Source organism: Bradyrhizobium sp. LA6.8 (genome assembly GCF_040547935.1).
GTDB classification, from domain to species: domain Bacteria; phylum Pseudomonadota; class Alphaproteobacteria; order Rhizobiales; family Xanthobacteraceae; genus Bradyrhizobium; species Bradyrhizobium barranii.
Genome location: NZ_JBEPQQ010000006.1, coordinates 454,653 through 478,194, shown reverse-complemented (window position 1 = coordinate 478,194; position 23,542 = coordinate 454,653). Strand labels below are relative to the sequence as shown.

At 65.3% G+C, this 23,542-nt stretch carries 28 protein-coding genes; 6 read left to right on the top strand and 22 right to left on the bottom strand.

Translation table 11 applies throughout. The features are described from left to right. Position 1: 1 nt before the first annotated feature. The 3 genes from ABIA90_RS28755 to ABIA90_RS28745 all read right to left on the bottom strand — a co-directional run bounded on the left by ABIA90_RS28755 (position 2) and on the right by ABIA90_RS28745 (position 2,139). Complete coding sequence (locus ABIA90_RS28755; protein ID WP_354120563.1) at positions 2–1,135, bottom strand: glycosyltransferase family 2 protein; 1,134 nt, start codon at positions 1,133–1,135, stop codon at positions 2–4. A 271-nt stretch (positions 1,136–1,406) separates the two neighbouring features. Further along, complete coding sequence (locus ABIA90_RS28750) at positions 1,407–1,607, bottom strand: hypothetical protein (protein WP_354120564.1); 201 nt, start codon at positions 1,605–1,607, stop codon at positions 1,407–1,409. Positions 1,608–1,755: 148 nt separating this feature from the next. Next, a complete protein-coding gene (locus tag ABIA90_RS28745; protein WP_071912497.1) occupies positions 1,756–2,139 on the bottom strand; it encodes a hypothetical protein in 384 nt (127 codons plus the stop codon). A gap of 100 nt (positions 2,140–2,239) precedes the next feature. On the opposite strand from ABIA90_RS28745, the gene ABIA90_RS28740 reads away from it, so the two are divergent. Both ABIA90_RS28740 and ABIA90_RS28735 read left to right on the top strand, forming a co-directional pair. Then, positions 2,240–3,076 (top strand): DUF72 domain-containing protein, encoded by an 837-nt coding sequence (locus tag ABIA90_RS28740; RefSeq protein WP_354120565.1) that lies wholly within the window; start codon positions 2,240–2,242, stop codon positions 3,074–3,076. 9 nt (positions 3,077–3,085) lie between these two features. Further along, positions 3,086–3,547 carry a DUF488 domain-containing protein gene (locus ABIA90_RS28735; protein ID WP_354120566.1) on the top strand — a complete coding sequence of 154 codons (462 nt, stop codon included), beginning with the start codon at positions 3,086–3,088 and terminating at the stop codon, positions 3,545–3,547. A 36-nt stretch (positions 3,548–3,583) separates the two neighbouring features. Here ABIA90_RS28735 and ABIA90_RS28730 read toward each other — a convergent pair whose 3' ends face one another. The 10 genes from ABIA90_RS28730 to ABIA90_RS28685 all read right to left on the bottom strand — a co-directional run bounded on the left by ABIA90_RS28730 (position 3,584) and on the right by ABIA90_RS28685 (position 13,034). Further along, the gene (locus ABIA90_RS28730) at positions 3,584–4,498 is read right to left on the bottom strand and encodes a PhzF family phenazine biosynthesis protein (protein ID WP_354120567.1); all 915 of its coding nucleotides are present in this window, start codon (positions 4,496–4,498) and stop codon (positions 3,584–3,586) included. A 132-nt stretch (positions 4,499–4,630) separates the two neighbouring features. Then, the gene (locus tag ABIA90_RS28725; protein WP_354120568.1) at positions 4,631–5,530 is read right to left on the bottom strand and encodes an amidohydrolase family protein; all 900 of its coding nucleotides are present in this window, start codon (positions 5,528–5,530) and stop codon (positions 4,631–4,633) included. A 22-nt stretch (positions 5,531–5,552) separates the two neighbouring features. Beyond that, positions 5,553–6,794, bottom strand: a complete 1,242-nt coding sequence (locus ABIA90_RS28720) for an MFS transporter (protein ID WP_085404342.1) — start codon at positions 6,792–6,794, stop codon at positions 5,553–5,555. Between the two features lie 49 nt (positions 6,795–6,843). After that, positions 6,844–7,575, bottom strand: a complete 732-nt coding sequence (locus ABIA90_RS28715; protein WP_135215459.1) for a GntR family transcriptional regulator — start codon at positions 7,573–7,575, stop codon at positions 6,844–6,846. A gap of 119 nt (positions 7,576–7,694) precedes the next feature. Next, on the bottom strand, positions 7,695–7,892 hold the full coding sequence (locus tag ABIA90_RS28710; RefSeq protein WP_354120569.1) for a hypothetical protein: 198 nt from the start codon (positions 7,890–7,892) through the stop codon (positions 7,695–7,697). Positions 7,893–8,004: 112 nt separating this feature from the next. Further along, entirely contained in the window at positions 8,005–9,312 is a 1,308-nt protein-coding gene (locus tag ABIA90_RS28705; RefSeq protein WP_354120570.1) for an adenylate/guanylate cyclase domain-containing protein, read from the bottom strand. Between the two features lie 29 nt (positions 9,313–9,341). Next, positions 9,342–10,505 carry an ABC transporter permease gene (locus ABIA90_RS28700; protein WP_354120571.1) on the bottom strand — a complete coding sequence of 388 codons (1,164 nt, stop codon included), beginning with the start codon at positions 10,503–10,505 and terminating at the stop codon, positions 9,342–9,344. Beyond that, on the bottom strand, positions 10,502–11,434 hold the full coding sequence (locus ABIA90_RS28695; RefSeq protein ID WP_208087582.1) for an ABC transporter ATP-binding protein: 933 nt from the start codon (positions 11,432–11,434) through the stop codon (positions 10,502–10,504). The genes ABIA90_RS28700 and ABIA90_RS28695 overlap by 4 nt, the downstream gene beginning before the upstream one ends. After that, complete coding sequence (locus ABIA90_RS28690; protein WP_354120572.1) at positions 11,431–12,348, bottom strand: HlyD family secretion protein; 918 nt, start codon at positions 12,346–12,348, stop codon at positions 11,431–11,433. Before ABIA90_RS28690 ends, ABIA90_RS28695 begins: the two co-directional genes overlap by 4 nt. Further along, a complete protein-coding gene (locus ABIA90_RS28685) occupies positions 12,345–13,034 on the bottom strand; it encodes a TetR/AcrR family transcriptional regulator (protein ID WP_354120573.1) in 690 nt (229 codons plus the stop codon). The genes ABIA90_RS28690 and ABIA90_RS28685 overlap by 4 nt, the downstream gene beginning before the upstream one ends. A gap of 101 nt (positions 13,035–13,135) precedes the next feature. Here ABIA90_RS28685 and ABIA90_RS28680 point away from each other — a divergent pair, with 101 nt between their 5' ends. Genes ABIA90_RS28680 through ABIA90_RS28670 form a run of 3 tightly spaced genes read left to right on the top strand, consistent with a single transcriptional unit; the run spans position 13,136 to position 14,370 of the window. Continuing rightward, positions 13,136–13,471: an ArsR/SmtB family transcription factor gene (locus ABIA90_RS28680; RefSeq protein ID WP_011088398.1), complete on the top strand. Its 336-nt coding sequence runs from the start codon at positions 13,136–13,138 to the stop codon at positions 13,469–13,471. Next, complete coding sequence (locus ABIA90_RS28675; protein WP_354120574.1) at positions 13,468–13,941, top strand: SRPBCC family protein; 474 nt, start codon at positions 13,468–13,470, stop codon at positions 13,939–13,941. The genes ABIA90_RS28680 and ABIA90_RS28675 overlap by 4 nt, the downstream gene beginning before the upstream one ends. A 15-nt stretch (positions 13,942–13,956) precedes the next feature. Further along, positions 13,957–14,370, top strand: a complete 414-nt coding sequence (locus tag ABIA90_RS28670; protein ID WP_354120575.1) for a GFA family protein — start codon at positions 13,957–13,959, stop codon at positions 14,368–14,370. Between the two features lie 130 nt (positions 14,371–14,500). Here the strand turns inward: ABIA90_RS28670 and ABIA90_RS28665 are convergent, their stop codons facing one another. The 9 genes from ABIA90_RS28665 to ABIA90_RS28625 all read right to left on the bottom strand — a co-directional run bounded on the left by ABIA90_RS28665 (position 14,501) and on the right by ABIA90_RS28625 (position 21,997). Then, positions 14,501–14,890 carry a DUF4189 domain-containing protein gene (locus ABIA90_RS28665; protein ID WP_071912475.1) on the bottom strand — a complete coding sequence of 130 codons (390 nt, stop codon included), beginning with the start codon at positions 14,888–14,890 and terminating at the stop codon, positions 14,501–14,503. A 226-nt stretch (positions 14,891–15,116) separates the two neighbouring features. After that, positions 15,117–16,721 carry an NTP transferase domain-containing protein gene (locus ABIA90_RS28660; protein ID WP_354120576.1) on the bottom strand — a complete coding sequence of 535 codons (1,605 nt, stop codon included), beginning with the start codon at positions 16,719–16,721 and terminating at the stop codon, positions 15,117–15,119. Further along, positions 16,718–17,419 carry an XdhC family protein gene (locus ABIA90_RS28655; RefSeq protein WP_354076312.1) on the bottom strand — a complete coding sequence of 234 codons (702 nt, stop codon included), beginning with the start codon at positions 17,417–17,419 and terminating at the stop codon, positions 16,718–16,720. The genes ABIA90_RS28660 and ABIA90_RS28655 overlap by 4 nt, the downstream gene beginning before the upstream one ends. 2 nt (positions 17,420–17,421) lie before the next feature. Next, positions 17,422–17,745, bottom strand: coding sequence for an XdhC family protein (locus ABIA90_RS28650; protein WP_007602422.1), 324 nt, complete (start codon positions 17,743–17,745; stop codon positions 17,422–17,424). A gap of 11 nt (positions 17,746–17,756) precedes the next feature. Then, on the bottom strand, positions 17,757–18,959 hold the full coding sequence (locus tag ABIA90_RS28645) for a vWA domain-containing protein (RefSeq protein ID WP_071912469.1): 1,203 nt from the start codon (positions 18,957–18,959) through the stop codon (positions 17,757–17,759). A 146-nt stretch (positions 18,960–19,105) separates the two neighbouring features. Further along, entirely contained in the window at positions 19,106–20,014 is a 909-nt protein-coding gene (locus ABIA90_RS28640) for an AAA family ATPase (RefSeq protein WP_014494196.1), read from the bottom strand. Between the two features lie 62 nt (positions 20,015–20,076). After that, the gene (locus ABIA90_RS28635; protein WP_014494195.1) at positions 20,077–20,883 is read right to left on the bottom strand and encodes an FAD binding domain-containing protein; all 807 of its coding nucleotides are present in this window, start codon (positions 20,881–20,883) and stop codon (positions 20,077–20,079) included. A gap of 32 nt (positions 20,884–20,915) precedes the next feature. Further along, on the bottom strand, positions 20,916–21,401 hold the full coding sequence (locus ABIA90_RS28630; RefSeq protein WP_014494194.1) for a (2Fe-2S)-binding protein: 486 nt from the start codon (positions 21,399–21,401) through the stop codon (positions 20,916–20,918). 149 nt (positions 21,402–21,550) lie between these two features. Further along, a complete protein-coding gene (locus ABIA90_RS28625) occupies positions 21,551–21,997 on the bottom strand; it encodes an SRPBCC family protein (protein WP_063982407.1) in 447 nt (148 codons plus the stop codon). A gap of 169 nt (positions 21,998–22,166) precedes the next feature. Here ABIA90_RS28625 and ABIA90_RS28620 point away from each other — a divergent pair, with 169 nt between their 5' ends. Beyond that, positions 22,167–23,522: a 3-carboxy-cis,cis-muconate cycloisomerase gene (locus ABIA90_RS28620; RefSeq protein ID WP_354120577.1), complete on the top strand. Its 1,356-nt coding sequence runs from the start codon at positions 22,167–22,169 to the stop codon at positions 23,520–23,522. The last annotated feature ends 20 nt before the right edge of the window (positions 23,523–23,542 follow it).

The window sequence follows — 23,542 nt, the reverse complement described above, 5'->3', positions numbered from 1 at the left end:
GCTATTTCTTGCGCCAGACGAACAGTCCGGACATCGCGTAGTTCCACACCACGCCCATCAGGGCGCCGGCCATGCCGGCCAGCCACCAGATCGGCTCCTGGTCGTAGACCGAGAAGGCGACGCCGACATTGGCGAGCAGGCCGACACTGCACACGATGTAGAAGGCGATCAGGCCGCGCAGCAGCGCAAAGCCCTTCAGCCGCTGGTCGCGATAGGTGAGGAAGTTGTTGAGGACGAAGTTGCTGGTCATGGCGACGACGGCGCCCGCGGCCTGCGCCTCCGCGAACGGCGCCTTGAACAGCTGAAGGGCGATGAACAGCGTCGTCAGATGCACCACGAGGCCGACGCCGCCGACCATCGCGAACAGGATGAAGCGCAGCGAGACGGCATCGTTGGTGAACTTGGCCAGCACCAGGCCGAGAAAATCCAGCGCGACCATGGAATCGAGCTTGCTCTCGCCGTGCTGGCGCTCGCCGAACGTGTAGGGAATTTCAACGGCTCGCAAGCTACCGTTCGCGCTCGCGACGAGGTCGAGCAGGATCTTGAAGCCGTGCACCGACAGTTTCGGAGCCAAGTCCTCGAAACGGTCGCGGCGAACCATGAAGAAGCCGCTCATGGGATCGGCGATCTCGACCCGCAGCGCCTTCCTGGCGAGTTCGGTCGCAAGCGCGCTGGCGCCGGCGCGCTGCTTGTTGAAGCCTTCGCTCTTGTAGCCCTCGATGTAGCGGCTGCCGACGACGAGATCGGCCTGGTCGCTTGCGAGCAGCAACAGCATCTTCGGCAGTTGCGTCTCGTCGTGCTGGAGGTCGGCATCGATCACGGCCACATAGGGCGCGCTGGAGGCCAGGATGCCCTCGATGCAGGCGCCCGACAGGCCGCGGCGGCCGATGCGACGGACACAGCGCACGCGGTTGTCGCGCTGCGCCAGCGCGCGCACGACGTCCCAGGTGCCGTCGGGCGAATTATCGTCGACGAACACGACTTCCCAGGCGACGTTGGCGAGCGTCGCCTCCAGCCGCCGGTACAGCACCGTGACGTTGTCGCGCTCGTTGAACGTCGGGACGATGACCGACAGTTCCGGCGCCTCTTGAGCCTGCGGGGGAGTGCCGGAGCCCGGTCTGATCGCTTCATTCATGACGGCAGCGTATATCCGCCGCGTCCTGCGCTGCCAAGACGTTGCGCTGCCAAGATCTACCGAGCCGGGGGTCTTTGGGGAAAGGCCCAAAAAGGGCCCAAAAATGCCAACGACCCCGGAACGGCGGACCGCGCGTACATCCGGCGCAAGCCCAAGCTATTCCAAGGTCGTTCCAGCGCCGGAGGTTTCACTCAACGTCGCCGTTAGAAGCTAGATAGGTACGGCAAAACCGCTTCGCAAGGGGGCATAGCGGCTCTTTTTCAGACCCTTGCTAGTTCGGGACTTCCTTGATCACCGGCCCACGCGGCACGGGGGCGGCCGGGACAGCGGGCGCTGCGGCCGGAGCCGGCTCGGCCTTTGCCGGCCTGGGCGGCTTGCCGTACTGGCCGATCGGCCCCAATACGACGGCGATCGCAAGCACGACCGCCGCGACGATCGCGCCCAGAATGCCACCCACCGACTCAGACGACATGGAAGCCCATCCCTGTTCCAGATGCGTCCAGCAATACCATGGATGCGCGCGGAGCTGGAAGAGCCCTCCGCGGAGGAGCGAATGGCGAGTAGCGAATGAAGAGCGCTGGCTTTCGTGCCCTATTCGCTATTGGCCATTCGCCACTCCCCTACTTCGTCGGCGGCCTGTGCTTGACGAAGGCCGTCACGATGTCCTTCTGCGCCGACTCGACCGCTCTGTTCGCGGTGGCGAGATGGGCGCCGGCATCGATGTTCGGATATTGCGTGGTGAGATAGTCGAGCAACGCCACCCGGTAATATTGCCGCTCCGACGGACAGGCGCCCGCGACCGAGCGGCCGAAATCCTGTTCCGACATTCCCTGATTGGAGTCGCGCGAATATTCCCGCGCCAGGCAATGCCAGTAATCGTCGCGGCCCTGCATGGCGAGCTTCTGCGCGCCCTTGGCATCGTCGTCATCGTCGGCCATGGCACCAAACGTCATGGCAGCAGATGTCATCATGACGAGCGCCGCTCCCACCATCAGCATCCGCATTCTTGTTCTCCTTTTGCGCGGGTCCCGTTGCGACCTTAGACGGGACAGCGCAACTGGCCAATCACATCTGGTTTGATTAGGATGAGGTCCCTCCCCGTCGATGCGAGACCCTCCCGTGGCCAAAGCAAAAACCGTGTCCAAAAAATCCGGCAACATCTTCATCGGCGTCGGCGGCTGGACCTTCGAGCCCTGGCGCGGCGTGTTCTACCCGGAGAAGCTCACACAGGCCAAGGAGCTGTCCTATGCCGCCTCGAAGCTGACCTCGATCGAGATCAACGGCACCTATTACGGCTCGCAGAAGCCGGAGAGCTTTCGCAAATGGGCCAGCGAAGTGCCCGATGGTTTCGTGTTCTCGGTGAAGGGACCCCGCTTCGCCACCAACCGCCGCGTGCTCGCCGAGGCCGGCGATTCCATCAAGCGGTTCTATGATTCCGGCGTGCTGGAACTCGGCGACCATCTCGGACCGGTGTTGTGGCAGTTCGCGCCGACGAAAAAATTCGACGGCGCCGATTTCGGCAAGTTCCTGGAGCTGCTGCCGCGCAAGCTCGAGGGGCGCGCGCTGCGCCATGTCGTCGAGGTCCGCCACGACAGCTTTTGCGCGCCGGACTTCGTCGCGCTGATCCGCGAGTTCGAGACGCCTGTCGTGTTCGCCGAGCACGGCAAATATCCGGCGATCGCCGACGTCGCCGGCGATTTCGTCTATGCACGGCTCCAGAAGGGCAATGACGAGATCAAGACCTGCTATCCGCCGAAACAGCTCGATGCCTGGGCCAAGCGCCTTCAGGACTGGGCCGAGGGAAGTGAACCCGACGATCTGCCGAAGGTCGACAAGGCCAAGCCGAAGAAGGAGCCGCGTGACGTGTTCGCCTATGTCATCCACGAGGGCAAGGTGCGCGCACCGGCCGGCGCCATGGAACTGATCGCACGGGTGAGCTGAGGATGGTTCATGGCAAAGGCGAAAAAGCTCTTCACCATCGGTTATGAACAGACGCCGCCCAAGGCGGTGCTCGACGAGCTGGTAGAGGCCGGCGTCAAGCTCGTGGTCGACGTGCGCGCGGTGACCTCTTCGCGCCGGCCCGGCTTTTCGAAGAAGCAGCTGTCCGCGGGCCTCGATGAGCGCGGGATCGCCTATGTCCATCTCGCCGCGCTCGGCACGCCGAAGGAAGGCCGCCTCGCCGCGCGCAGCGGCCAATACGATGTGCTGGAGAAGATCTATTCAAAGCACCTGAAGACGCCGCAGGCCAGGGAAGAGCTGGACGAGCTCTCGGCGCTGGTGATGAAGGCCGGACCGGTCTGCCTGCTCTGCTACGAGCGCGATCACACCCATTGCCACCGCCAGATGATCGCGGAGATCATCGAGGAGCGTGATGGCGTGGCGGTGAGGAATTTGGCGGGGCGGCAGGTGTGATCGTCACGGGCTTGTCCCGGGCATGGCGGAGAGACCCTACCCCTCTCCCGCCAGCTCGAACGTCCCCTCCATCATCTGTACGCAATGGCCGCCGACATAGGCATCAAGAAGGGCGCCGCCCTCCTTTTCCACTGTCGTCCGCAGGATGCTCGGCCGGCCCATGTCAAAACCCTGGCCGATGGTGAGCTTCAGCTCGCCGTCGCGGAGTGGATCGAGCGTGGCGAGCAGCGCGGCGGCGGCGACCGTTGCGCTGCCGGTGGCCGGATCCTCGGCGAAACCGCTGGCACCGCGCATGAACATCCGTGCCTGGAGGTCGCAAGGCGCCTGCGCCGCCGGGATATCGCGCGTGTAGAAATAGATCGAGAACGCGCCGTCGCGCGGCAGTGTCCGGCCGAACGCCGCAGCATCGGGCGCCGCCCGCCGCAGCGCGTCGCGCGAATGCAATTCCGCGACGACGAACGGCGTGCCGACGCCGACGACCTCCGGCACATGACGATCGGTCCTGATGTCGTCCGCGGTCAATGACAGGCACGCGGCGACCTCGGCGGCGGACAGCTTTGCAAGTCGCGCCAGCGGCTGCGGCGCGGTCAGCTCGGCGCCGACGACCTTGCCCTGCTCCCGCCAGATCTCGACCGGCACGATCCCGGCTTTCTCTTCGAACAACAACCGCGGCCAGGGCTCATTGCTGCGCCGGGCCAGCACGAAAGCGGTGCCGACATTGGGATGACCCGCGAAGGGAAGCTCCCTCACCGGCGTGAAGATGCGGACCTCCGCGTCGTGGCCGGGGTTGTGCGGTGGCAGCACGAAGGTCGTCTCGGAATAGTTGAACTCGGTCGCGATCGCCTGCATCTGCTGCGTCGTGAGCCCGCCGGCATCGAGCACCACGGCGAGCTGGTTGCCGCCGAAGGCGCGGTCGGTGAACACGTCGACGGTGATGTAGCGGCGCTGCATCTTCACTTCCTCATGAAAGTCGCGGCCTCAACCGGCCGCATCGCCGGCAGTCTACAGGCCGACGACATCGCTCGTCATGCCCCAAAATTCGGAGCATTCGGAGCAATCGCGCGAGGAGATCAGAAGGGAAACTCAGAAGCGGAACAGCTGATGCGGCGATGCGAGAACCTGAACGCGCGCGCTGTCATCGACGATCAGCGCATCGAGAAACTGCCGGTTTTTCGCGTAAGCCTGCGACGCCTCGAACTGCGTGTGCGGCCAGTCGCTTCCCCACAGCAGGCGGTCGAGGCCGTAAGCCTTGCGCAGCAGCGGATAGGCCTCCCTCGCAAAACTCTCGCCGCTCGCGCCGTTGCGATACGGCGCCGAGATCTTGACCCAGACATTTCGCGTCGCGCCGAGCTTCAGCACCGACTGGAAGCCGGGATCGGCGACACCGAGTTTCGGGTCCGGCAGCGCATAGTGATCGAGCACGACGGTGACGCCATGATCGAGCAGCTGCGGCGCCAGCAGTGCGAGGTCGGACGCGTTGCGCTGGAGCTCGACTTGCCAGCCCATCGATTTCACGTTTCCGAGCAGCGCCTTCCATTCGCCGGCAGCGAGATCGGGCAAGGGCTGGCCGACGAGATTGAGGCGGATGCCGACGACGCCGGCGCGATCAAGCGCGCGTAGTTCGTCCGCGGTCACGGAAGGATCGACGACCGCGATGCCACGCAGGCGTCCGCCGGAAGTCTTCAGGCTCTCGACCAGATAGGAATTGTCGGTGCCGAGAAAGCTCGGCTGCACCAGCACGCCATTGCTCATGCCATTGCGGTCGAGCTGCTCCAGATAGAGCGCCAGCGGCGCATCGTAATCGGGGGCATAGCGCCGGCCGGGCGCGAGCTTGAGGCCGCGGTGGAAGACATGGGCATGGGTATCGATTGTTGGCAAGCTCGTCTCACTCTTCGCTCGGCTCGCGACGGCCGTGGCCGACACGAGGGATACAAGGCCTGTGCCGAATTGGCGGCGCGTCAGGCCACGCTCGCGGGATATCATGGTGACTGCTCCCCATCCGGCGTCAGGCGCGCGTCGCCGCGGCTTGTTCGAAAACCTTGCCGCGGGTTTCGGGCAGCAGCACCACCGCGATCAGCACCAGCGAATAGGCGAAGGCCGCATCGATGCCGATCGCCGGTCCGAGCCCGATATGGTCGCTGAGATAGCCCACGAGGAAGGGGAACGCGGCGGAGACGATGCGGCCGAAATTGTAGCAGAAGCCGACACCGGTGCCGCGCACGCCGGCCGGATAGAGCTCGCTGAAAAGCGCCGCCATGCTGGCGGGAATGCCGGCCGAGAAGAAGCCGAGCGGAAAGCCGAGCACCAGCATCTCGCCGTTGGTCAGCGGCGCGAAGATGTAGATCAGCACGGTGACGATGCAGGCGCTGGCGAAGAAGGTGACATTGGCCCTGCGGCCGATGCGGTCGCTGATGATGCCGCTCGCGATGCAGCCGCAGAAGAAGGCAACGATGATGACTGCGAGATAGCCGCTGGAGCCCAGCACCGACAGATGCCGCACTTCGCGCAAGTATGTCGGCAGGAACGTGGTCAGGGCCGCGTAACCGCCGTGGGCGCCGATGCCAAACAGGCCCCCGATCAGCGTCGAGCGCAACACGTCGCGATGGAAGATGCCCGAGAGCGTGGCGAAGAATGGCGTCTTGTCGGCTGCGACCGCGCGCGGCGGCTCCTTCAAGCCGCGGCGGATGAAGATGATGAGGAGCGCGGGCAACAGCCCCAGCGCAAACAGCAGCCGCCAGGCGATGTCGGCGGGTGCATAAGTGAACACGAGGGCCGAGAGCAGCACAGCTGCGCCCCACCCCACGGCCCAGGCGCTCTGCACCGAGCCCAGCGCCTTGCCGCGATGCTCGGGGCGAATGATCTCGGCCATCAGCACCGCGCCGCAAGCCCATTCGGCGCCGAAGCCGAGGCCCTGAATCGCCTTCAGGATCAGGAGCTGGTTGTAAGTCATCGCGAACGCGCAGGCGAAGGTCGCGAGCGCAAAGGTCGCAACGGTAATCTGAAGCGCCTTGACGCGGCCAAAACGGTCGCCGAGCGCGCCGCCGAGCCAGCCGCCGAACGCGCCGAAGAACAGCGTGACCGAGCCGAGCAGGCCCGCATCGGCCTTGCTGATGCCGAAGGCGGCGATCAGCGCTGGAATGGCAAGGCCGAACATCTGGACGTCGAGCGCATCCAGCGCCCAGCCGCCAAAGCTTGCCCAGAACGTGCGCCGCTCCAGCGGCGAGCTTTCGCTGTACCAGTTTGACATTGTTTCTCCCTTGAATTCGTTATTGCTTGATGTCGTTGAAAGGTCGCTCTCACCTGATCTCGGCGTGGTAGCGGAACCGGTCGGCCGGCCCCCGCGACCTGCGCCATTCGATCGGCCGCCGCTCCAGATCGAGCGCGAGGCGCTCGATCACGATCAATGGTGCGTGCGCTTCGAGGCGCAGCAGCCGCGCCTGCATCTCGTTGGCCATTTCGACCGTCAGAATTTCCTCGGCCGACACCACCACCTCCCCGCAGCGCTCCTCGTAGAGCGGATAAAGCAGGTCGCCGAATTCGGCGGTGTCGATCTCCAGGATCGGCGCGAAGCGCGATTGCTGGAGCCAGATTTCTTCGGCGAGCAGCGGTACATCGTCGATCAGGCGCAGACGCGACAGGCTGATCACGGGCTCGCCGACAGGGATGCGCAGCGCCGACGCAACGGCCGAATTCGCCGGAACGCTCTTGCGCCGGATGATGCGGCTCTTCGGCACGCGCCGCTCGCCGCTCTCGGACTGGAAGCGGAAGAAACGGAATAGCGAGGAGTTGAAGCGCGCCCGCCGCACGAAGGTGCCGCGGCCCTGCTGGCGCTCCAGCACGGCATCCGCAACGAGCTGATCGATCGCTTTGCGCACGGTGCCGATGGCGACGCCGTAATGCGCCGCAAGCTCGGCCTCCGACGGGATCGGCTCGCCCGGCCGCCATTCATTGCGGTTGATCCGCGCGGCGAGGTCGTCGCGCAGGCGCTGGTAGCGTGGCAGGCGGTCGTCGTGCGGAGCTGCATTCATATAGTCATATAGATGACTAGATGAGATAGGAGTCAAGCACTACCAAGGTACCGCGATTGCGAGACCGGCGACGCGAGGTCGGGCCGGCGGACGTTGCCAACCCGACCTCGCCTTGCGCGTTAATTCGCTCCCTTCGGCGTGCAGGGCGGCTGCTTGTAGGGCGCTGAGGCAAACGCGCCCTCTGCTGGAGCCCTTACGCAATCCGCAGCCGCCTGAGGCGAGGCGCGCCGCGGGGCGACGTCGCGGGCGGCTGCGGTCTGGGTTTGATAGACGGCGGCGGCGATCAGGGCGGCCGAGACAAGGGTCAATCGGGTCATGGGTTCTCTCCGCGTGGCAAACGGAAGCCGAGAGGTTTCGGCGTCCTGACAATATGAGCGGAAATCGCCGTGAGATATTTCATCACGCGCCTTCAACGAAACGCGAGCACCCTCACCCCAGTTGAAACACCGCCACCTTGTGCTCGTAGCCGCGAACCGCGACCTCGCCGAGCGCGACGGCGTCCTCACCGTCGTCGCCAAGCGCCTCGCGCACGGACGCGGAGATCAGCAGGTGCGAGCCGAACTCCTTGTTGAGTGCCTCCAGCCGCGAGGCGAAATTCACGGTGTCGCCGATGACCGTGTACTCCTTGCGCCGGGGCGAGCCGATATTGCCGGCAACGACCTCGCCGAAATGGATGCCGATGCCGATCCGCAGCGGCCAGCTCGTTTGCGCGTTGATGCGGTCCATCGCGGCCAGCATCTCGCGGCCCGCGGCAACCGCGCGGTGCGCGGCGTCGGAGGCCTCCAGCGGCGCCCCGAACAGGGCGAGGAAGCCATCGCCCAAAAACTTGTTTACGATGCCGCCCTGACGATCGAGGATGTCGACCAGCACGGCGAACGCACCGTCGAGCCGGTCAACCACCTCCTGCGGGGTGCGCAACCGCGCGCTGGCGGTGAAGCCGCGGAAATCGACGAACATCACCGCGACGCGGCGAAGGTCGCCGCCCGCGCTGGGCCCCGCCGCCATCAGCCGTTCCACCACCTGCGGCGAGACGTGCTGGCCGAACAGGTTGGTGACGCGATCACGCGCGGTGGCGGCCGCGATGCTCGCGGCAAATTGCCGCCGCAGCCGCGCGCCGACGGAGCCGGCGAGCACGCCGCAGATCAGGATGATGGTGCTGCGCACAGCGTGAAAGTAGATCAGCGGTTCGCCAGCCTCGCTGACCGAATTGTAGTACAGCGCGACGGCCAGGAGTTCGGCTGCGGCCACAAATCCCGTGAAGGTGGACAGCCAGAAATCGAGCCGCAGCGTCGAAAGAATGATGAAGATGAAATAGGCCAGTGGCAGCACGAAACCGAGCGCGGGCCCAGCGCCCATGCTGCGAATCTGCAGAATCAGGATGATCGTCGGCAGCGACGTTTCGATGAGAGCGCCGATATAGCGCCTGATCACCGGCAGGTCGCGATCGAGCTTGAGGTTTCGCCTGATCTGGCTGTGGACCCAGACCTCGAAGAGGATGAAGCCCCCCAAGAGCATGTATTCGCGGACCAAGCCCTCCGTCCCGCGCCAGACCCGGTTCACGATGGCAGGGTCGATCAGGTAGGTTGCGGTGAGGAACAGGATCATGACGCAGCCCGTCGTGATCAGCGCCCTCACCCGCAACAGCTCGGTGCGCAGCACTTCTCGCGTCAGCTCGCGCTCGAACTCCTCCGACATCACGGTATGTTGCCGGGTCTTCCTGCTGGCAAACCTGACCATTCCACCCCTCGATTCCGGGGCATTGTGCCTCAATCCAGCGTACGGCGGAAGCGCGTCACTGCGATGGTCATGGCGACCAGCATCAGGATCGCCAGCGCCAGCGCGTCGAAGTGCAAATTCTGCATGGTCGCGCCCTTCAGCATGATGGCGCGGACGATCCGCAAGTAGTGGGTCAGCGGCAGGCATTCACCGAGATATTGCGCCCAGACCGGCATGCCGGCGAACGGGAACATGAATCCGGAGAGCAGAATGCTCGGCAGGAAGAACATCATGGCCATCTGCATGGCCTGGAGCTGGTTCTGCACCACGGTCGAGATGGTGTAGCCAATCGACAGATTTGTAGCGATGAACAAGGTCGACAGCAGCGCGAGCAGGAACAGATTGCCGAGCAAGGGCACGCCGAACAAGCCGACACCGATGCCGATGATGAGGAAGGCCTGAAGGAAGCCAACCAGCACATAAGGAACGATCTTGCCGAACATCACCTCGACCGGCTTGATCGGCATCGACAGCAGGCTCTCCATGGTGCCCCGCTCGACCTCGCGGGTGACCGAGAGCGCGGTGAAGATCAGCATGGTCATGGTGAGGATGGTGCCGACGAGGCCCGGCACGATATTGAGGCTGGACGACGCGGCCGGATTGTAGCGCGCATGCGCGCGGATCTCGAACGGCATCTCGGGCGGATTGCCGATATAGAGATCGTGCGCAAGCGCGGTCTGCACGACCATGCCGAGCGAGCCGAGCGCGGCGCTGGCCGCAACGGGATCGGTGGCGTCGGCCGCAACCAGCAGCGCCGGCCGGTCGCCGCGCCGGACCGCCCGCTCGAAGCCGCGCGGAATCTCGACGCCGAACAGCACCTTGCCCGATTTCAGCAGGTTGTCGAAATCGTCGACATCGTGCACCTCGTAGATGAAGCGGAAATAGGCGGTGTTCTCCAGCGCCTTCAACACCGAGCGGGCAAGATCCGAATCCTCCTGGAGCAGCACCGCGCTCGGCAGATGGTGCGGCGTGGTGTTGATGGCATAGCCAAACAGCAGAAGCTGCATCACCGGCAGCATCACGATCATCGCGAACGACACACGGTCGCGCTTGAGCTGGATGAACTCCTTGACCAGCATCGCATAGGAGCGCTTCCAGAAGCCGAAGCGCTCGCTGATCTCGCGCGCGGGTGCGGGATGATCGGCGGCGCTCACTGGAAATTGTCCTTGGAACGGCTCATCAATTCGATGAACACGTCTTCGAGCGAGGGCGATGATTTGTGCCAGTGCAGGCCGCCCTTCTCGCGCCACGGCGCGATGCTGGCCTCGAGCGCGGCGACGTCGCGCCCGGAAACGTGCAGCGAAGTACCGAACGGCGCCACCATGTCCACGCCGGGCTTGCCGGTGAGCGCGGCCGTGAGCCCGTTGAGCTCCTCGCCCGTCACGGTGTAGGTCGTCAGGGCGGACTTCGCGATCACCTCCTCCACCGTGCCGTGCGCCAGCAGATGGCCGTAGGCGATATAGGCGATCTCGTGGCAGCGCTCGGCCTCGTCCATGTAGTGGGTCGAGACCAGGACGGTGAGGCCGTCGGCCGCGAGCGCATGAATCTCGTTCCAGAAGTCGCGCCGCGCCTTGGGATCGACCCCGGCGGTGGGCTCGTCCAGCAGCAGCAGTTTCGGACTGGGCAGCGTGCAGGCCCCGAGCGCGAGCCGCTGCTTCCAGCCACCGGAGAGCTCGCCCGCGAGCTGCTCCTCGCGCCCCGACAGCCCGAGCCGCTTGATCATGTCGCGCGCGGCACCGCGTGCATCGGCGAGGCCATAGAGCCGCGCGACGAATTCGAGGTTCTCGCGCACCGAGAGGTCCTGGTACAGGCTGAAGCGCTGGGTCATGTAGCCGACCTGGCGCTTGATCTTTTCGGCATCGCGCCTGATGTCGTAGCCGAGGCAGGTGCCCTCGCCGCTGTCGGGCGTGAGCAGGCCGCAGAGGATACGGATGGTGGTGGTCTTGCCCGAGCCGTTCGGCCCGAGGAAGCCGTAGATCGAGCCGCGCTTCACCTGCATCGACAGATCGTGCACGACCTCGCGGCCGCCAAACGACTTGGTCAGGCCCTTGACGTCGATCGCGATGCCGTTGCCGCCGCTCATCGCTTGTCCGCCACCGGCGTTTTTGGATGGAGATAGACGTCGATCGGCTGTCCGACCCGCAGGGCATCGGGCCGCGAGGGGCGCGCCTGGATCAAATAGACCAGCTTGTTGCGCTCATCGAGGCTGTAGATGACAGGCGGAGTGTATTCGGCCGAGGTCGCGATGAAATAGATCTTTGCGGTGAGATCCGCCGCGCAATTGTCGCAAGAGATGCGCACCGTGTCGCCGATCGCAAGCTTCGGCAACTCGGTCTCCGGAACGAAGAAGCGCAGCTTCATGTTGCCGGGCGGCATGATCGAGAGCACCGGCCGCTGCGCCGCCACCATCTCGCCCTCGCGGAAATAGATCTGCTGGATGGTGCCGGCAACGGGCGCAAAGCCCCTGCGCCGCGCCATTCGCGTCTCCGACGTCGCGACCCGCGCTTCGGCGACACGCAAGGACGACACGGCGGAATCGAGATTGGCCTGCGTACCGGAGCCAGTCTTGTTCAGCGAGGCCGCGCGATCATAGGTCTGCTGCGCATTGGCCAGTGTCGCCTTGTTCTGGTTGAGGTCGGCAAGCTGGAGATCGTCGTCGACGGAATAGAGGGGATCGCCGACCTTCACCTCGTCGCCCTCGCGGACATTGAGCTTCGTCACCCGGCCCGCTTCGTCCGGGCTGACGAAGATCATGTCGGCCTCGACCCAACCCTGAAATCCGGGATCGCGCTTGTCCTTGCAGCCGGCAAGGACGGTTGCAAGGACGAGGGCCGCGATCGCACAGAGGCGCGGCAGATGCTGCTGTCGACCCCTCACCCTGAGGAGCCGCGAAGCGGCGTCTCGAAGGGCGAGGAGCCACAGCCGGGCCTGCATCCTTCGAGACGCGCGTTCCGCGCTCCTCAGGATGAGGTGAGAGATGGTTTGCGACGACCTCATGTCGTCCTCCGTTCGCCAAAAATCAAATCGAGATGGACGCGCAGCATGTCCTGGGCGTCAAGCGGCGCGTGCCGCGCAAACAGGCTCTGCCAGATCACCGCGATCATCGCGGGTGCGACCAGGATCTGCGGATAGCGCGCGAGGTTCTTCTCGCGGATCTCGCCGCGGGCAATGCCGAGTTCGATCAGCGCGCGCATGCCGGCGATCCCGCGCGAGACGACCTCGCGATAGTAGAAATCGGCGACGGACGGAAAGCGCGGCCCTTCCGCCACGATCAATCGCACGAGATCGCCGCGCCTCGTGCCGATGACCTCCTTGAGGAAGTTACCGGCAAAGGCCTCGACGAGATCGCGCACCGAGCCCGTCGGCGGCGGCAGCGCATTCAGCTTCGCCACCACAGGCACGATCACCGTGCGCACCAGCTCCTCGAACATCGATTCCTTGTCCTTGAAGTGCAGGTAGATCGTGCCCTTGGCCACGCCCGCCCGCTTGGCGATGTCGTCGAGCCGCGTCGCGGCAAAGCCACGCGCGATGAACTCCTCCATCGCCGCTTCCACGATGGCTGACCGACGCTCGGCCGCACGCGTGGCACGGTTCGAAGTGGGCGCAGCGTCGGCGGGCGCACGGCCCTTCGCATCGGCGCGAGCTGTGGTTGGCGTGGCTGCTTTGGTTGGCTTCTTTGTCATTCCCCATTTATGACTGACCGGTCAGTCATAATCAAGATAGATCCAACCCAAGCAACGAATTAGTATTTACTAATGCATTAGCACCTGCTAATCGAATATCCATGATCGAAGCTGCCCCAAATCCCGTCACCACCGTGATGCGTGCCCTCGCCGATCCGACCCGCCGTGCCGTGTTCGAGCGCGTGTTCGAGAGCAAGGAGATCAGCGTGGCCGAGCTCACCCGCGGCAGCGGCGTGACGCAGGGCGCGATCTCGCAGCATTTGAAGTCGCTGAAGCAGGCCGGCCTCGTCGCCGAGCGCGCCGAGGGCCGCAACGTCTATTACCGCGCCGCGCCGCAAGGACTCGAGCCGCTGGTCACCTGGATGGACCATTACGGCGTGTTCTGGCGCGAGCGCTTCCAGAATCTGCGTGACCTCTTGAAGGAGATCGATCCGTGAGTGCAGCCGAGTTCAAAGCCGAGACAAAAGACATCGTCCAAGACATCGTTTTGGAGGAGGTCTTCCCTCACGCGCCCGAGACGATCTGGAAGACGCTGACCAGCGCCCAGTTGATCGCGCGCTGGCTGATGCAGCCGACCGGCTTCGAAGCCGTCGAAGGCAAGGCCTTCACCTTCCAGACAACGCCGGGCGGCAACTGGGACGGCGTTATCCATTGCCGCGTTCTCGAAGTCGTACCGAACCGGCGCCTCGTCTATGCCTGGAAGGGCGGCGACGAACGCAACACCGGCTACGGCGCGCCGCTCGATACGGTCGTGACGTGGTCCCTCACCCCGGTCGAAGCCGGCACGCGGATCCGCCTGGTGCATGCGGGCTTCGTCATGCCGAGGAACGAGTCCGCCTACACGGTCATGAGCGGCGGCTGGAAGAAGGTCGTGCGCCAGCTCGACGAGATCAGTGGCGAGAAGTGAGTGGGAGATATTTCGATGACCAGGCCTTTTACCGGCGGCTGCGCCTGCGGCGCGATCCGCTATTCGATTCTCGGTGAGCCGCTGTTCAGCAATCACTGCCAGTGCCGGGATTGCCAGCGGGAAAGCGGCGGCGGTCACGGCTCGTACATGACCTTCGCGCGCGAAGGTGTCACGCTAACTGGCGAGGCGAAGCATTGGGACATGGTCGGCGACAGCGGCAACGTGAAGACGCGCGGTTTCTGCACGCAGTGCGGCTTGCCGGTCTACATGACCTTCGCCGCAATGCCCGACATCTTCACCATCCGCGCCGCAAGCCTCGACGAGCCCGCCCGCTACAAGCCGCAGGTGGTGACCTACGCGGCGCGCGGGTACGATTGGGATCGTCTCGATCCAGACCTGCCGAAGTTCGCAGGCATGCCGCCGGGGTGAGGCGGCGGTATTTGGAGTGTCGAAGTCTCGGTATCGTCATGGCCGGACTGTCCCGAATGTCATTCCTGACGCAATGCTCCGGTCCGCGCATCGCGCGGCTCCCGTTGCATCGCCAATGACAGCAGGAGGATTACCCCTTGGCGTCGCAGGCCCAGGCGCGGATCACGCATTCCTTGCCGCCGTATTTGTAGCACTCGCGCGTTGCGGCATTGAGCGAGGCGGAGATCTTCGGCTTGACGGCATAGCCATAGGCGCCGCAAGGGTTAGACATATCGACCGACATCGCGGCGCAGGCGCGCTTCATGGTCACCGTCGTGCAGTCGCCCTTGCACTGCTTCTGTGCCGCTGCACGGGCCTCGCGCTCGGCGCCGTAATCAAAAGCCTGGCCATAGGCCCCGCACTTGCCGACCGCAAACGCACCGGCGGCATGCGCATCCGTGATGTAGCGAGCGCCGGCGACACAAACCGACAGCGCAAAGAAAAACATCGCGCAACGGCGCGCGACGACATTCGAAGCCATGGAAAAACCCCTCCCCCCAAGGCAGGTGGAGAGGACTCTAGGCGGTGGACGTTTCCAGATGGTGAACGAGGGGTGAAATCGAACGAATGAGAGTGCCGTAGGGTGGGCAAAGGCGCAAAGCGCCGTGTCCACCATCCATCCACACCATCATTCAAAATTGGTGGGCACGCTTCCGCCTTCGCTCTACGAGCTACGGCGGACAAGTCGCTTTGCCCACCCTATGGCACTATCCCCGCCGTGCCGCTTCCAGCGCCTGCGGCGTGTCGATGTCGAGGAAGGCGCTCTCGCCATCCACGGGGACTTCGGCCACCGCCTCGGTGTGCTTGGCGATCAGATGGCGCGCGCCGACGTCGCCGTCGAGCGTCATCAATTCCTTGAAGAAGCGGCGCGACCACAGCACGGGATTGCCGCGGCGCCCGTCACTGACGGGCACGACGATGAGATTGCCGCGGTCCGGCGCAAAGCCGTCGATGAGACGGTCGATCAGGCCGGCATCGATCAGTGGCATGTCGCCCAAACAGACCACGGCGCCGTCGCAAGCCTCGGGCACGGCCGCGATGCCCGCCTTGACCGAGCTCGCGATGCCGCCGGCGAAATCCGGGTTGCGGACGAACTTCACCTTCAAGCCTTGCAGCGCCTGCTCGACCAGCTCGGTCTGATGGCCGGTGACGACGATCACCTCGGAGGCCTTGGAGGCCAGCGCCTGCTCGGTCGCGATCCGCACCAGCTTCTTGCCGTCGAGCTCGGCGAGCAGCTTGTTCGGTCCGCCCATGCGGGTCGAACGGCCCGCCGCGAGCACGATGGCCGCGACCTGGCTGTTGCCCTCGATCGCGGGTTCTGCGCGCGGCTGCGGCCGCGTGACGATCTCCATCAGGAGGCCGCCGACGCCCATACCCATCAGCTCGGAACGCGTCACCTTGATGCCGGCGAGCAGCCGCATCAGCACCCAGTCGAAACCATTCTCGACCGGCGAGCGTGCGCAGCCCGGCGCGCCCAGCACCGGCACCCCGCCGGCCCGCGCGATCAACAGCAAATTGCCGGGATCGACCGGCATGCCGAAATGTTCGATCTCACCGCCGATCCCGGTGACGGCCGCCGGGATCACGTCGCGGCGATCGGCGATCGCGGATGCGCCGAACACGATCACGAGCTCGGCGCCGAGGCCGAGCAATTCCTTGATCGCCGCGGACAGCGCACGTTCCTCATGTTGGACGCGCCGCTCGGCAATGATGCTGGCGCCGGCCGGCGCGAGCCGCTCGGCGGTAACGCGCAGCGTCTTGTCGATCACCTTCGACGAGAGGCCCGGCAGCAGCGTCGAGACCACGCCGACGCGCTTGACGACGTAGGGCGCGATCTTCAGCACGTCCCTGCCCGCCGCCTTCACCGCGGCATCGCGCAAATTGCCTTCGACGCCGAACGGGATGATCTTGACGGTGCCGACCATCTCGCCCTCGACCACCGGCTTGTAGGCGGTGAGCGTCGCGAAGGTAATGGCCTCGTCGATATTGTTGATGCGGTCGACCGCGGCGCGGTCGATCACCAGCACGCCCGGGCGCGCGGCAAACAGATTGGCGCGGCCGGTGAAGGCGCGCTCGACATGAATGCCCTCGCCGCCGACGGCCAACGCGATGCTGGCGGCGGCGACATCCTCGGAGACGTCGCCCTCCTCCATGCGCACCACCACGACGTCCTTGATGCCGGCGCGCTCCAGCGCCTCGACCTCGGCCGGGCCGATCGTCGTGCCTTTCTTGAGCACCAGCGGACCCTGGCGCAGGGTGTGGACGGTCACCCCGCCGATCGCATCCTTGGGGCTCGCCGGTCCGAATTTCATGCCGCTTCTTCTTTTTCTTTTGGAGGCAGGCGCAGCACCGCCGTGATCTCGGCCATGATCGACACCGCGATCTCGGACGGCGAGACAGCGCCGATCGCCAGCCCAATCGGCGCGTGGATGCGCGCGATGTCGCTGTCCTTGGCGCCCTGCGCGCGCAGCCGGTCGCCGCGCTTGGCATGCGTCTTTCGCGAGCCGAGCGCGCCGATATAGAAGCAGTTGCGCTCGAAGGCGTGCAGCAGCGCGGGATCGTCGATCTTCGGATCGTGCGTCACCGCGACGAAAGCCGTGTAGGCATCGACATTGAGCGGCGGCAGCGCCGTGTCGGGCCATTCGGCGACCAGGGGAATGTCAGGGAAGCGCTCCGCGCTCGCAAACGCCGTGCGGGGATCGACCACGGTGACGTCGTAGCCGAGCGAGCGCGCCAGCGGCGCCAGGGCCTGGCTGATATGGACCGCGCCGACGATGACGAGCTTTGCGGTCGGCGCATAGACGTTGAGGAACAGCTTTTTGCCGCCGGCCTCGACACTGGCGCTCTTACCCATGCGAAGCTGCTTGTCCAGTTCGGCACGCAACGGGTCCTTGGCGAAATCCGCGGATTTCACCAGACGCTGCTCGCCGCTCTCGGTGTCGGTCACCAAAATCGCCGGCCGGCGCGCGGCGCGCTCGGCATTGAGTTCGTGCAGGATTGCGAGCTTCACGGCTAACCGACCTTCTCGACGAAGACGCGAATGGTGCCGCCGCAGGACAGCCCGACATTCCAGGCCGTCTCATCGGCAACGCCGAACTCCAGCATCCTGGGCTTACCGCTCTGGATCACGTCCATGGCCTCGGTGACCACGGCGCCCTCGACGCAGCCGCCGGAGACCGACCCCAGAAACGTGCCCTCATCGTTGATGACGAGGCTCGAGCCCGCCGGGCGCGGCGCCGAGCCCCAGGTCTCGACAACGGTGGCCAGCGCGACGCCCCGGCCGGCCTTCTGCCAATCCTCTGCCGCCTTCAGAATATCCTCGTCGCGATCGAGCATGGCTTAACCTCTCAAGCTGCGGAACGGATCAGGCTGCGGTGATGCGGCGGCAGCGGCCGGGAGAGCGTCGTGATCAGCTCCTGGATCGAACTCAAATTATGTACCGGGCGGAATTCGTCAACGTGCGGCAGCATCATTTTGATGCCCTGCGCCTTGGCCTCGAAGCCGCCGAACCGCAGAAGCGGGTTGAGCCAGATCAGCCGGCGGCAGGACCGGTGCAGCCGGTCCATCTCGAACGCGAGCCTGGAATCGGCCTCCCGCTCCAGCCCGTCGGAGATCAGCAGCACGATGGCGCCCTGGCTCAGCACGCGCCGCGCCCACAATTTGTTGAAGTTGTGCAGCGAGGCCGAAATCCGGGTGCCGCCGGCCCAGTCCTCGACCGAGGCCGAGCAGCTCGCCAGCGCCTCATCGGGGTCGCGCTGGCGCAGCGCCCGGGTGACGTTGGTCAGCCGCGTGCCGAACAGGAACACCGAGACGCGCTTTCGCGCATCCCCGATGGCGTGCAGGAAATGCAGGAACAGGCGGGTGTACTCGCTCATCGAGCCCGAGATATCGAGCAACGCGACGATCGGCGCCGGCTTTTCGATGCGCCCGAGGCGATGGATGTCGATGATGTCGCCGCCGGTGCGCAAGGACGCGCGCAGCGTGCGGCGCAAATCGAGACGAAGCCCGCGGGGATCGGGCCGGTGCCGGCGCGTCAGAAGCTCGGCCTGCGGCAGCCGCATCCGCTCGACGGCGCGGAGCGCTTCGGTGATCTCAGCCGCGCTCATCTGCGCAAAATCCTTCTTCTGAAGGATCTCCTTGTCGGAGACCGACAGGCGCAAATCCTGCTCCTGGTGCTGCGGCGTCTCCGTCATCCGCGGCTGCGACATCGCCTCCTGCACGCGGCGGGAGCCGGCCTGCGGCTTCTTCTTGGCCTGCTCCGGCAACGGCACCGAATCCAGCATGTGCTTCCACTCTTCCGAGGCGCGGAAGAACAAGTTGAAGGCCTGCCTGAAGATCAGCGCATGCTCGTGGCGCTTGACGAAGATCGCCTCCAGCGTGGTGAAGACGTCGGCGCGGTTGCCGATGTCGATCACCTGGAGCGCGCTCATGGCATCGATGACGGCGCCCGGCCCGACCGGCATGCTGGCTGCACGCAACGCGCGGGCAAAGCCGACGATGTTGTCGGCGAACTGCTCGGTCTGGTCGGGCGCAAGGTGGTTGATGGCCATGGTCTCGTATCCATCCTCTCGTCATTCCGGGGCGCGCCCGCTTGGGCGCGAGCCCGGAATCCATTTATCCGCAGTACGTGCGGCCCGATGGATTCCGGGTTCGCGCTACGCGCGCCCCGGAATGACGAGCGCAATTTGACGCGAGATCAATTCTCGCTCGTCGCTTCCTTCAGCACCTTTTGCAAGGTATCGCCCTGCATCCGGGTGATATCGTCCTGGTACTTGAGCAGCGCCCCCAGCGTGTCGCCGACCACTTGCGGGGTCAGCGACCGGGCATCGAGCTCCGACAGCGCTGTGGCCCAGTCGATGGTCTCGGCGACGCCAGGCGACTTGTAGAAATCCTGGTTGCGCAGCGCCTGGACGAAACGCACGACCTGCTGCGACAGCTTGGCGGAGATTCCGGGTACACGCGTCTTGACGATCGCGAGCTCGCGCTCGGCTTCGGGATAGTCGACCCAGTGATAGAGACAGCGCCGCTTCAGCGCGTCATGGATCTCGCGGGTGCGGTTGGAGGTGATGATGACGATCGGCGGATGCGGCGCCTTCACGGTGCCGAATTCGGGAATGGTCACCTGGAAGTCGCTGAGGATTTCGAGCAGGTATGCCTCGAACGCCTCGTCGGCGCGGTCGAGCTCGTCGATCAGCAGCACCGGCGGCCCGGCGACGTCGGGCTCCAGCGCCTGAAGCAACGGCCGCTTGATCATGTAGCGGTCGGCGAAGATGTCGGACGAGAGCTGATCGCGGTCGGTGTCGCCGGCGGCTTCCGCCATCCGGATCGCGATCATCTGTGCGGCGCTGTTCCACTCGTAGACGGCAGAGGAGACGTCGAGGCCCTCGTAGCACTGCAGGCGGATCAGCTTCCGCCCCAGCGCCGCCGACAGCACCTTTGCGATCTCGGTCTTGCCGACGCCGGCTTCGCCCTCGAGGAACAGCGGCCGGCCCATGCGCAGCGACAGATAGGTCACCGTCGCCAGCGATCGCTCCGCGAGATAACCGCGCGAAGTCAAAAGTTCGAGCATCGCATCGACCGATGCCGGCAGGGCCGTGAGAGTCATGAAAATGCCAGTCTCGCTACGCCCTCACCGGGGACAAGTTTGGGCCGAGGCGTGAGGTTCACTCACTCCTTGGCGTTGGCGGCATCGAGGGCACGCCGCGTCAGCACCCCGATGAGATGCGCACGGTATTCGGCGCTGCCGTGGATGTCGCTGTTGAGGCCTTCCGCCGGCACCTCGATGCCGTCGAGCGCCTTCGCGGCGAAGCGCTTCTTCAGGGCTTCCTCGAACGCGGTGACGCGGAACACGCCTTCGGAGCCGGCGCCGGTGACGGCGACGCGCACGTCCGAAGGACGCCGCGCCACGAACACGCCGACCAGCGCATAGCGAGAAGCCTGGTTGCGGAACTTGATGTAGGCCGCCTTCTTCGGCAGCGGGAACATCACCTTGGTGATGATCTCGTCGGCTTCGAGCGCCGTCGTGAACAGGCCCTGGAAATACTCTTCCGCCTTGAGGCGGCGCTTGTTGGTGACGATGGTGGCGCCGAGCGCGAGCACCGCGGCCGGATAGTCCGCGGTCGGATCGTTGTTGGCGAGCGAGCCGCCGATCGTGCCCTTGTGGCGTACGGCCGGGTCGCCGATCTGGCTGGCAAGATTGGCCAGCGCCGGGATCGCCTCACCGACGATCGCAGAGCTTGCGACCTCGGCATGCCTGGCGGTGGCGCCGATCACGAGCGCGCGGCCCTTCATCTCGATCGTGTTGAGCCCCTCGATGTGGGAGAGGTCGACCAGATGCGGGGGGCTGGCGAGACGCTGCTTCATGACGGGAATCAGCGTGTGGCCGCCGGCGATCACCTTGGCGTCTTCGTTCTTCACCAGGAGGTTGGCCGCCTGGCGAACGGTCCCAGGGCGATGGTATTTGAATTCGTACATCTGAATGTCCTGATCGCAGAATGCGCGCGCGGTTAGGCGAGATCGGATTTCGCCATCGCCTTGGCGCCGGCGGAGATCGAAGCGACGATGTTCTGGTAGCCGGTGCAACGGCAGAGATTGCCTTCCAGCTCCTCGCGGATGGTGTGATCGTCGAGCTCGTGACCCTTACGATGGACGATGTCGATCGCCGTCATGATCATGCCCGGCGTGCAGAAGCCGCACTGCAGGCCATGGTGCTCGCGGAAGGCCTCCTGCATCGGATGCAGCGGAGCGCCGTCGGCGGCCAGTCCCTCGATCGTCTTGACCTCGTGGCCGTCGGCCATCACGGCCAGGGTGGTGCAGGACTTCACGGCCTTGCCGTCGAGATGCACGACACAGGCGCCGCACTGCGAGGTGTCGCAGCCGACATGGGTGCCGGTCAGGCGCAGATTCTCGCGCAGGAACTGCACCAGAAGCGTGCGGGGATCGACGTTGGCCGTGACAGGATTGCCGTTCACGATGAGGGAGATTTTTGCCATAAGCACTCTCTATCAGCGCCCCGACGGGTCCCGTCGAAGCGGTTCTTATAATTATTCCAACCCATCATATGGGCCATTATGCCCCGGGGCAACATCGCCCCGGACGCAAGGCGCCATGCCGAAAGGCGATAGCCTTCAGCCCTGTACCGCTAGCCCTGTACCGCTTTGGCGAAGTTCGCGAAAAATTCGTCGGCCAGCTTCTTGGCGGCGCCGTTGATGAGGCGCTGGCCGAGCTGCGCCAACTTGCCGCCGATCTGCGCCTCGACCTCGTAGGAGAGCAGCGTACCGCCGTCCTTCTCCGCGAGCTTGACCACGGCGCCGCCCTTGGCGAAGCCGGCCACCCCACCCTCGCCTTCGCCAGAGATCTTGTAGCCGTTCGGCGGGTCGAGATCACTCAGTGTCACCTTGCCCTTGAAGCGCGCCGACACCGGCCCGACCTTCATTTTCGCCGTCGCGCGAAAGCCGCCGTCGTCGGTCTTCTCCAGCTCCTCGCAGCCGGGGATGCAGGCCTTCAGCACCTCGGGATTGTTGAGCTTCTCCCACACGGCCTCGCGCGGCGCCGCAAGCTGGACTTCGCCGTTCATCGTCATGGCCATGGGGTACCTCCCGGATGCTTCGCTATACGCTGCTCAAGTAACGCACGGAGGCCGCAAAGGAAAGGGCAGCCCCCGGCCACGTGCAATGCATATTCGCAACTGCAAAAAGCTTTGCGCTGATGGTTTGGGATTGGCAGAGCCGGGGCATGGTGATTAGGTCCCGCGCAACATGAGCACAGCCCTCTCCCCCCTGCTCGCGCCGATGCTGTCGAGCCCAGCCATGCGCGCGGTCTGCGACGACCGGTCGACCCTCCAGAACATGCTCGATTTTGAGGCAGCCCTGGCACGCGCCGAGGCCGCCACGGATGTGATTCCCGCATCCGCGGTGGGCCCGATCGAAGCCGCGTGCAAGGCCGATAGCTTTGACATGGCCGCTCTGGGCGAGGCCGCGACGCGATCCGGCAATCTCGCGATTCCCCTGGTCAAGGCGCTCACGGCCAATGTCGGCAAGGCCGATGCGGAGGCCGCGCGCTACGTCCATTGGGGCGCGACGAGCCAGGATGTCATCGACACCGCGACCATGCTCACACTTCGCGCCGGCGTCCATGCACTCGATGCCGATCTCAGCCGCGCCATCAGGGGCTTCGCCGCCCTGGCACGGAGCCATCGCAACACCGCCATGGTGGCGCGGACCTGGCTCCAGCACGCGCTGCCGATGCCGTTCGGGCTCAAGGCCGCGGAATACGCATCAAGCCTCGCCCGCGCCCGCTGCCGCCTGCGGCGGCTCTCCCGCGAGGGCCTTGCGCTGCAATTCGGCGGCGCGGCCGGCACGCTCGCGGCTCTCGGCGACAAGGGGCTCGTTGTTGCAGAGCGATTGGCGCAGGAACTCAACCTGCCCCTGCCGGAAGCGCCCTGGCACACCCATCGCGACCGGATCGCGGAAGCCGCATCATGCTTTGCGATTCTCGCCGGAAGCTGCGGCAAGATCGCGCGCGACGTCTCGCTGATGATGCAGACCGATGTTGGCGAAGCGTTCGAGCCTGCCGGCGAAGGCCGCGGCGGCTCCTCGACCATGCCGCACAAGCGCAACCCGGTCGCGGCCGCGAGCGCGCTGGGCTGCGCGACCATGGCGCCGCAGCTCGCCGCGACGATCTTTGCAGCCCAGGTGCAGGACCACGAGCGCAGCGCTGGCCCCTGGCACGCGGAATGGCCGACGCTGCCGCAATTGATGCTGGTAACCTCGGGCGCGCTCGCCGCCATCGTCGACATCGCGGAGGGCCTCGACGTCGATACCGCGCGCATGCGCAGCAATCTCGATGCGACCCACGGCCTGATCATGGCGGAAGCCGTTACGTTTGCGCTGGCCGACAAGATCGGCAAGAGCGATGCGCATCAACTGATCGAGGCCGCGAGCAAGCGCGCGGTCGCCGAAAAGAAGCATTTGCGCGAGGTTCTCGCGGCCGATTCGCAGGTCACGGCGCATCTTTCGCCGGAAAAAATTGCGGCATTGTTCGAGCCGATGGCCTATCAAGGGGCTTCCCAAGCCCTGATCGACCGGCTGCTCGACAGCCTCGAGCGCGATTAATTGTTTGAGCATGATCTTTT

Excerpts from the sequence above, each read along its gene's own strand:
- ABIA90_RS28755 (WP_354120563.1), bottom strand. The coding sequence starts at position 1,135 with ATGAATGAAGCGATCAGACCGGGCTCCGGCACTCCCCCGCAGGCTCAA.
- ABIA90_RS28750 (WP_354120564.1), bottom strand. The coding sequence starts at position 1,607 with ATGTCGTCTGAGTCGGTGGGTGGCATTCTGGGCGCGATCGTCGCGGCG.
- ABIA90_RS28745 (WP_071912497.1), bottom strand. The coding sequence starts at position 2,139 with ATGCGGATGCTGATGGTGGGAGCGGCGCTCGTCATGATGACATCTGCT.
- ABIA90_RS28740 (WP_354120565.1), top strand. The coding sequence starts at position 2,240 with ATGCGAGACCCTCCCGTGGCCAAAGCAAAAACCGTGTCCAAAAAATCC.
- ABIA90_RS28735 (WP_354120566.1), top strand. The coding sequence starts at position 3,086 with ATGGCAAAGGCGAAAAAGCTCTTCACCATCGGTTATGAACAGACGCCG.
- ABIA90_RS28730 (WP_354120567.1), bottom strand. The coding sequence starts at position 4,498 with ATGCAGCGCCGCTACATCACCGTCGACGTGTTCACCGACCGCGCCTTC.
- ABIA90_RS28725 (WP_354120568.1), bottom strand. The coding sequence starts at position 5,530 with ATGATATCCCGCGAGCGTGGCCTGACGCGCCGCCAATTCGGCACAGGC.
- ABIA90_RS28720 (WP_085404342.1), bottom strand. The coding sequence starts at position 6,794 with ATGTCAAACTGGTACAGCGAAAGCTCGCCGCTGGAGCGGCGCACGTTC.
- ABIA90_RS28715 (WP_135215459.1), bottom strand. The coding sequence starts at position 7,575 with ATGAATGCAGCTCCGCACGACGACCGCCTGCCACGCTACCAGCGCCTG.
- ABIA90_RS28710 (WP_354120569.1), bottom strand. The coding sequence starts at position 7,892 with ATGACCCGATTGACCCTTGTCTCGGCCGCCCTGATCGCCGCCGCCGTC.
- ABIA90_RS28705 (WP_354120570.1), bottom strand. The coding sequence starts at position 9,312 with ATGGTCAGGTTTGCCAGCAGGAAGACCCGGCAACATACCGTGATGTCG.
- ABIA90_RS28695 (WP_208087582.1), bottom strand. The coding sequence starts at position 11,434 with ATGAGCGGCGGCAACGGCATCGCGATCGACGTCAAGGGCCTGACCAAG.
- ABIA90_RS28690 (WP_354120572.1), bottom strand. The coding sequence starts at position 12,348 with ATGAGGTCGTCGCAAACCATCTCTCACCTCATCCTGAGGAGCGCGGAA.
- ABIA90_RS28685 (WP_354120573.1), bottom strand. The coding sequence starts at position 13,034 with ATGACAAAGAAGCCAACCAAAGCAGCCACGCCAACCACAGCTCGCGCC.
- ABIA90_RS28680 (WP_011088398.1), top strand. The coding sequence starts at position 13,136 with ATGATCGAAGCTGCCCCAAATCCCGTCACCACCGTGATGCGTGCCCTC.
- ABIA90_RS28670 (WP_354120575.1), top strand. The coding sequence starts at position 13,957 with ATGACCAGGCCTTTTACCGGCGGCTGCGCCTGCGGCGCGATCCGCTAT.
- ABIA90_RS28665 (WP_071912475.1), bottom strand. The coding sequence starts at position 14,890 with ATGGCTTCGAATGTCGTCGCGCGCCGTTGCGCGATGTTTTTCTTTGCG.
- ABIA90_RS28660 (WP_354120576.1), bottom strand. The coding sequence starts at position 16,721 with ATGAAATTCGGACCGGCGAGCCCCAAGGATGCGATCGGCGGGGTGACC.
- ABIA90_RS28650 (WP_007602422.1), bottom strand. The coding sequence starts at position 17,745 with ATGCTCGATCGCGACGAGGATATTCTGAAGGCGGCAGAGGATTGGCAG.
- ABIA90_RS28645 (WP_071912469.1), bottom strand. The coding sequence starts at position 18,959 with ATGGCCATCAACCACCTTGCGCCCGACCAGACCGAGCAGTTCGCCGAC.
- ABIA90_RS28640 (WP_014494196.1), bottom strand. The coding sequence starts at position 20,014 with ATGACTCTCACGGCCCTGCCGGCATCGGTCGATGCGATGCTCGAACTT.
- ABIA90_RS28635 (WP_014494195.1), bottom strand. The coding sequence starts at position 20,883 with ATGTACGAATTCAAATACCATCGCCCTGGGACCGTTCGCCAGGCGGCC.
- ABIA90_RS28630 (WP_014494194.1), bottom strand. The coding sequence starts at position 21,401 with ATGGCAAAAATCTCCCTCATCGTGAACGGCAATCCTGTCACGGCCAAC.
- ABIA90_RS28625 (WP_063982407.1), bottom strand. The coding sequence starts at position 21,997 with ATGGCCATGACGATGAACGGCGAAGTCCAGCTTGCGGCGCCGCGCGAG.
- ABIA90_RS28620 (WP_354120577.1), top strand. The coding sequence starts at position 22,167 with ATGAGCACAGCCCTCTCCCCCCTGCTCGCGCCGATGCTGTCGAGCCCA.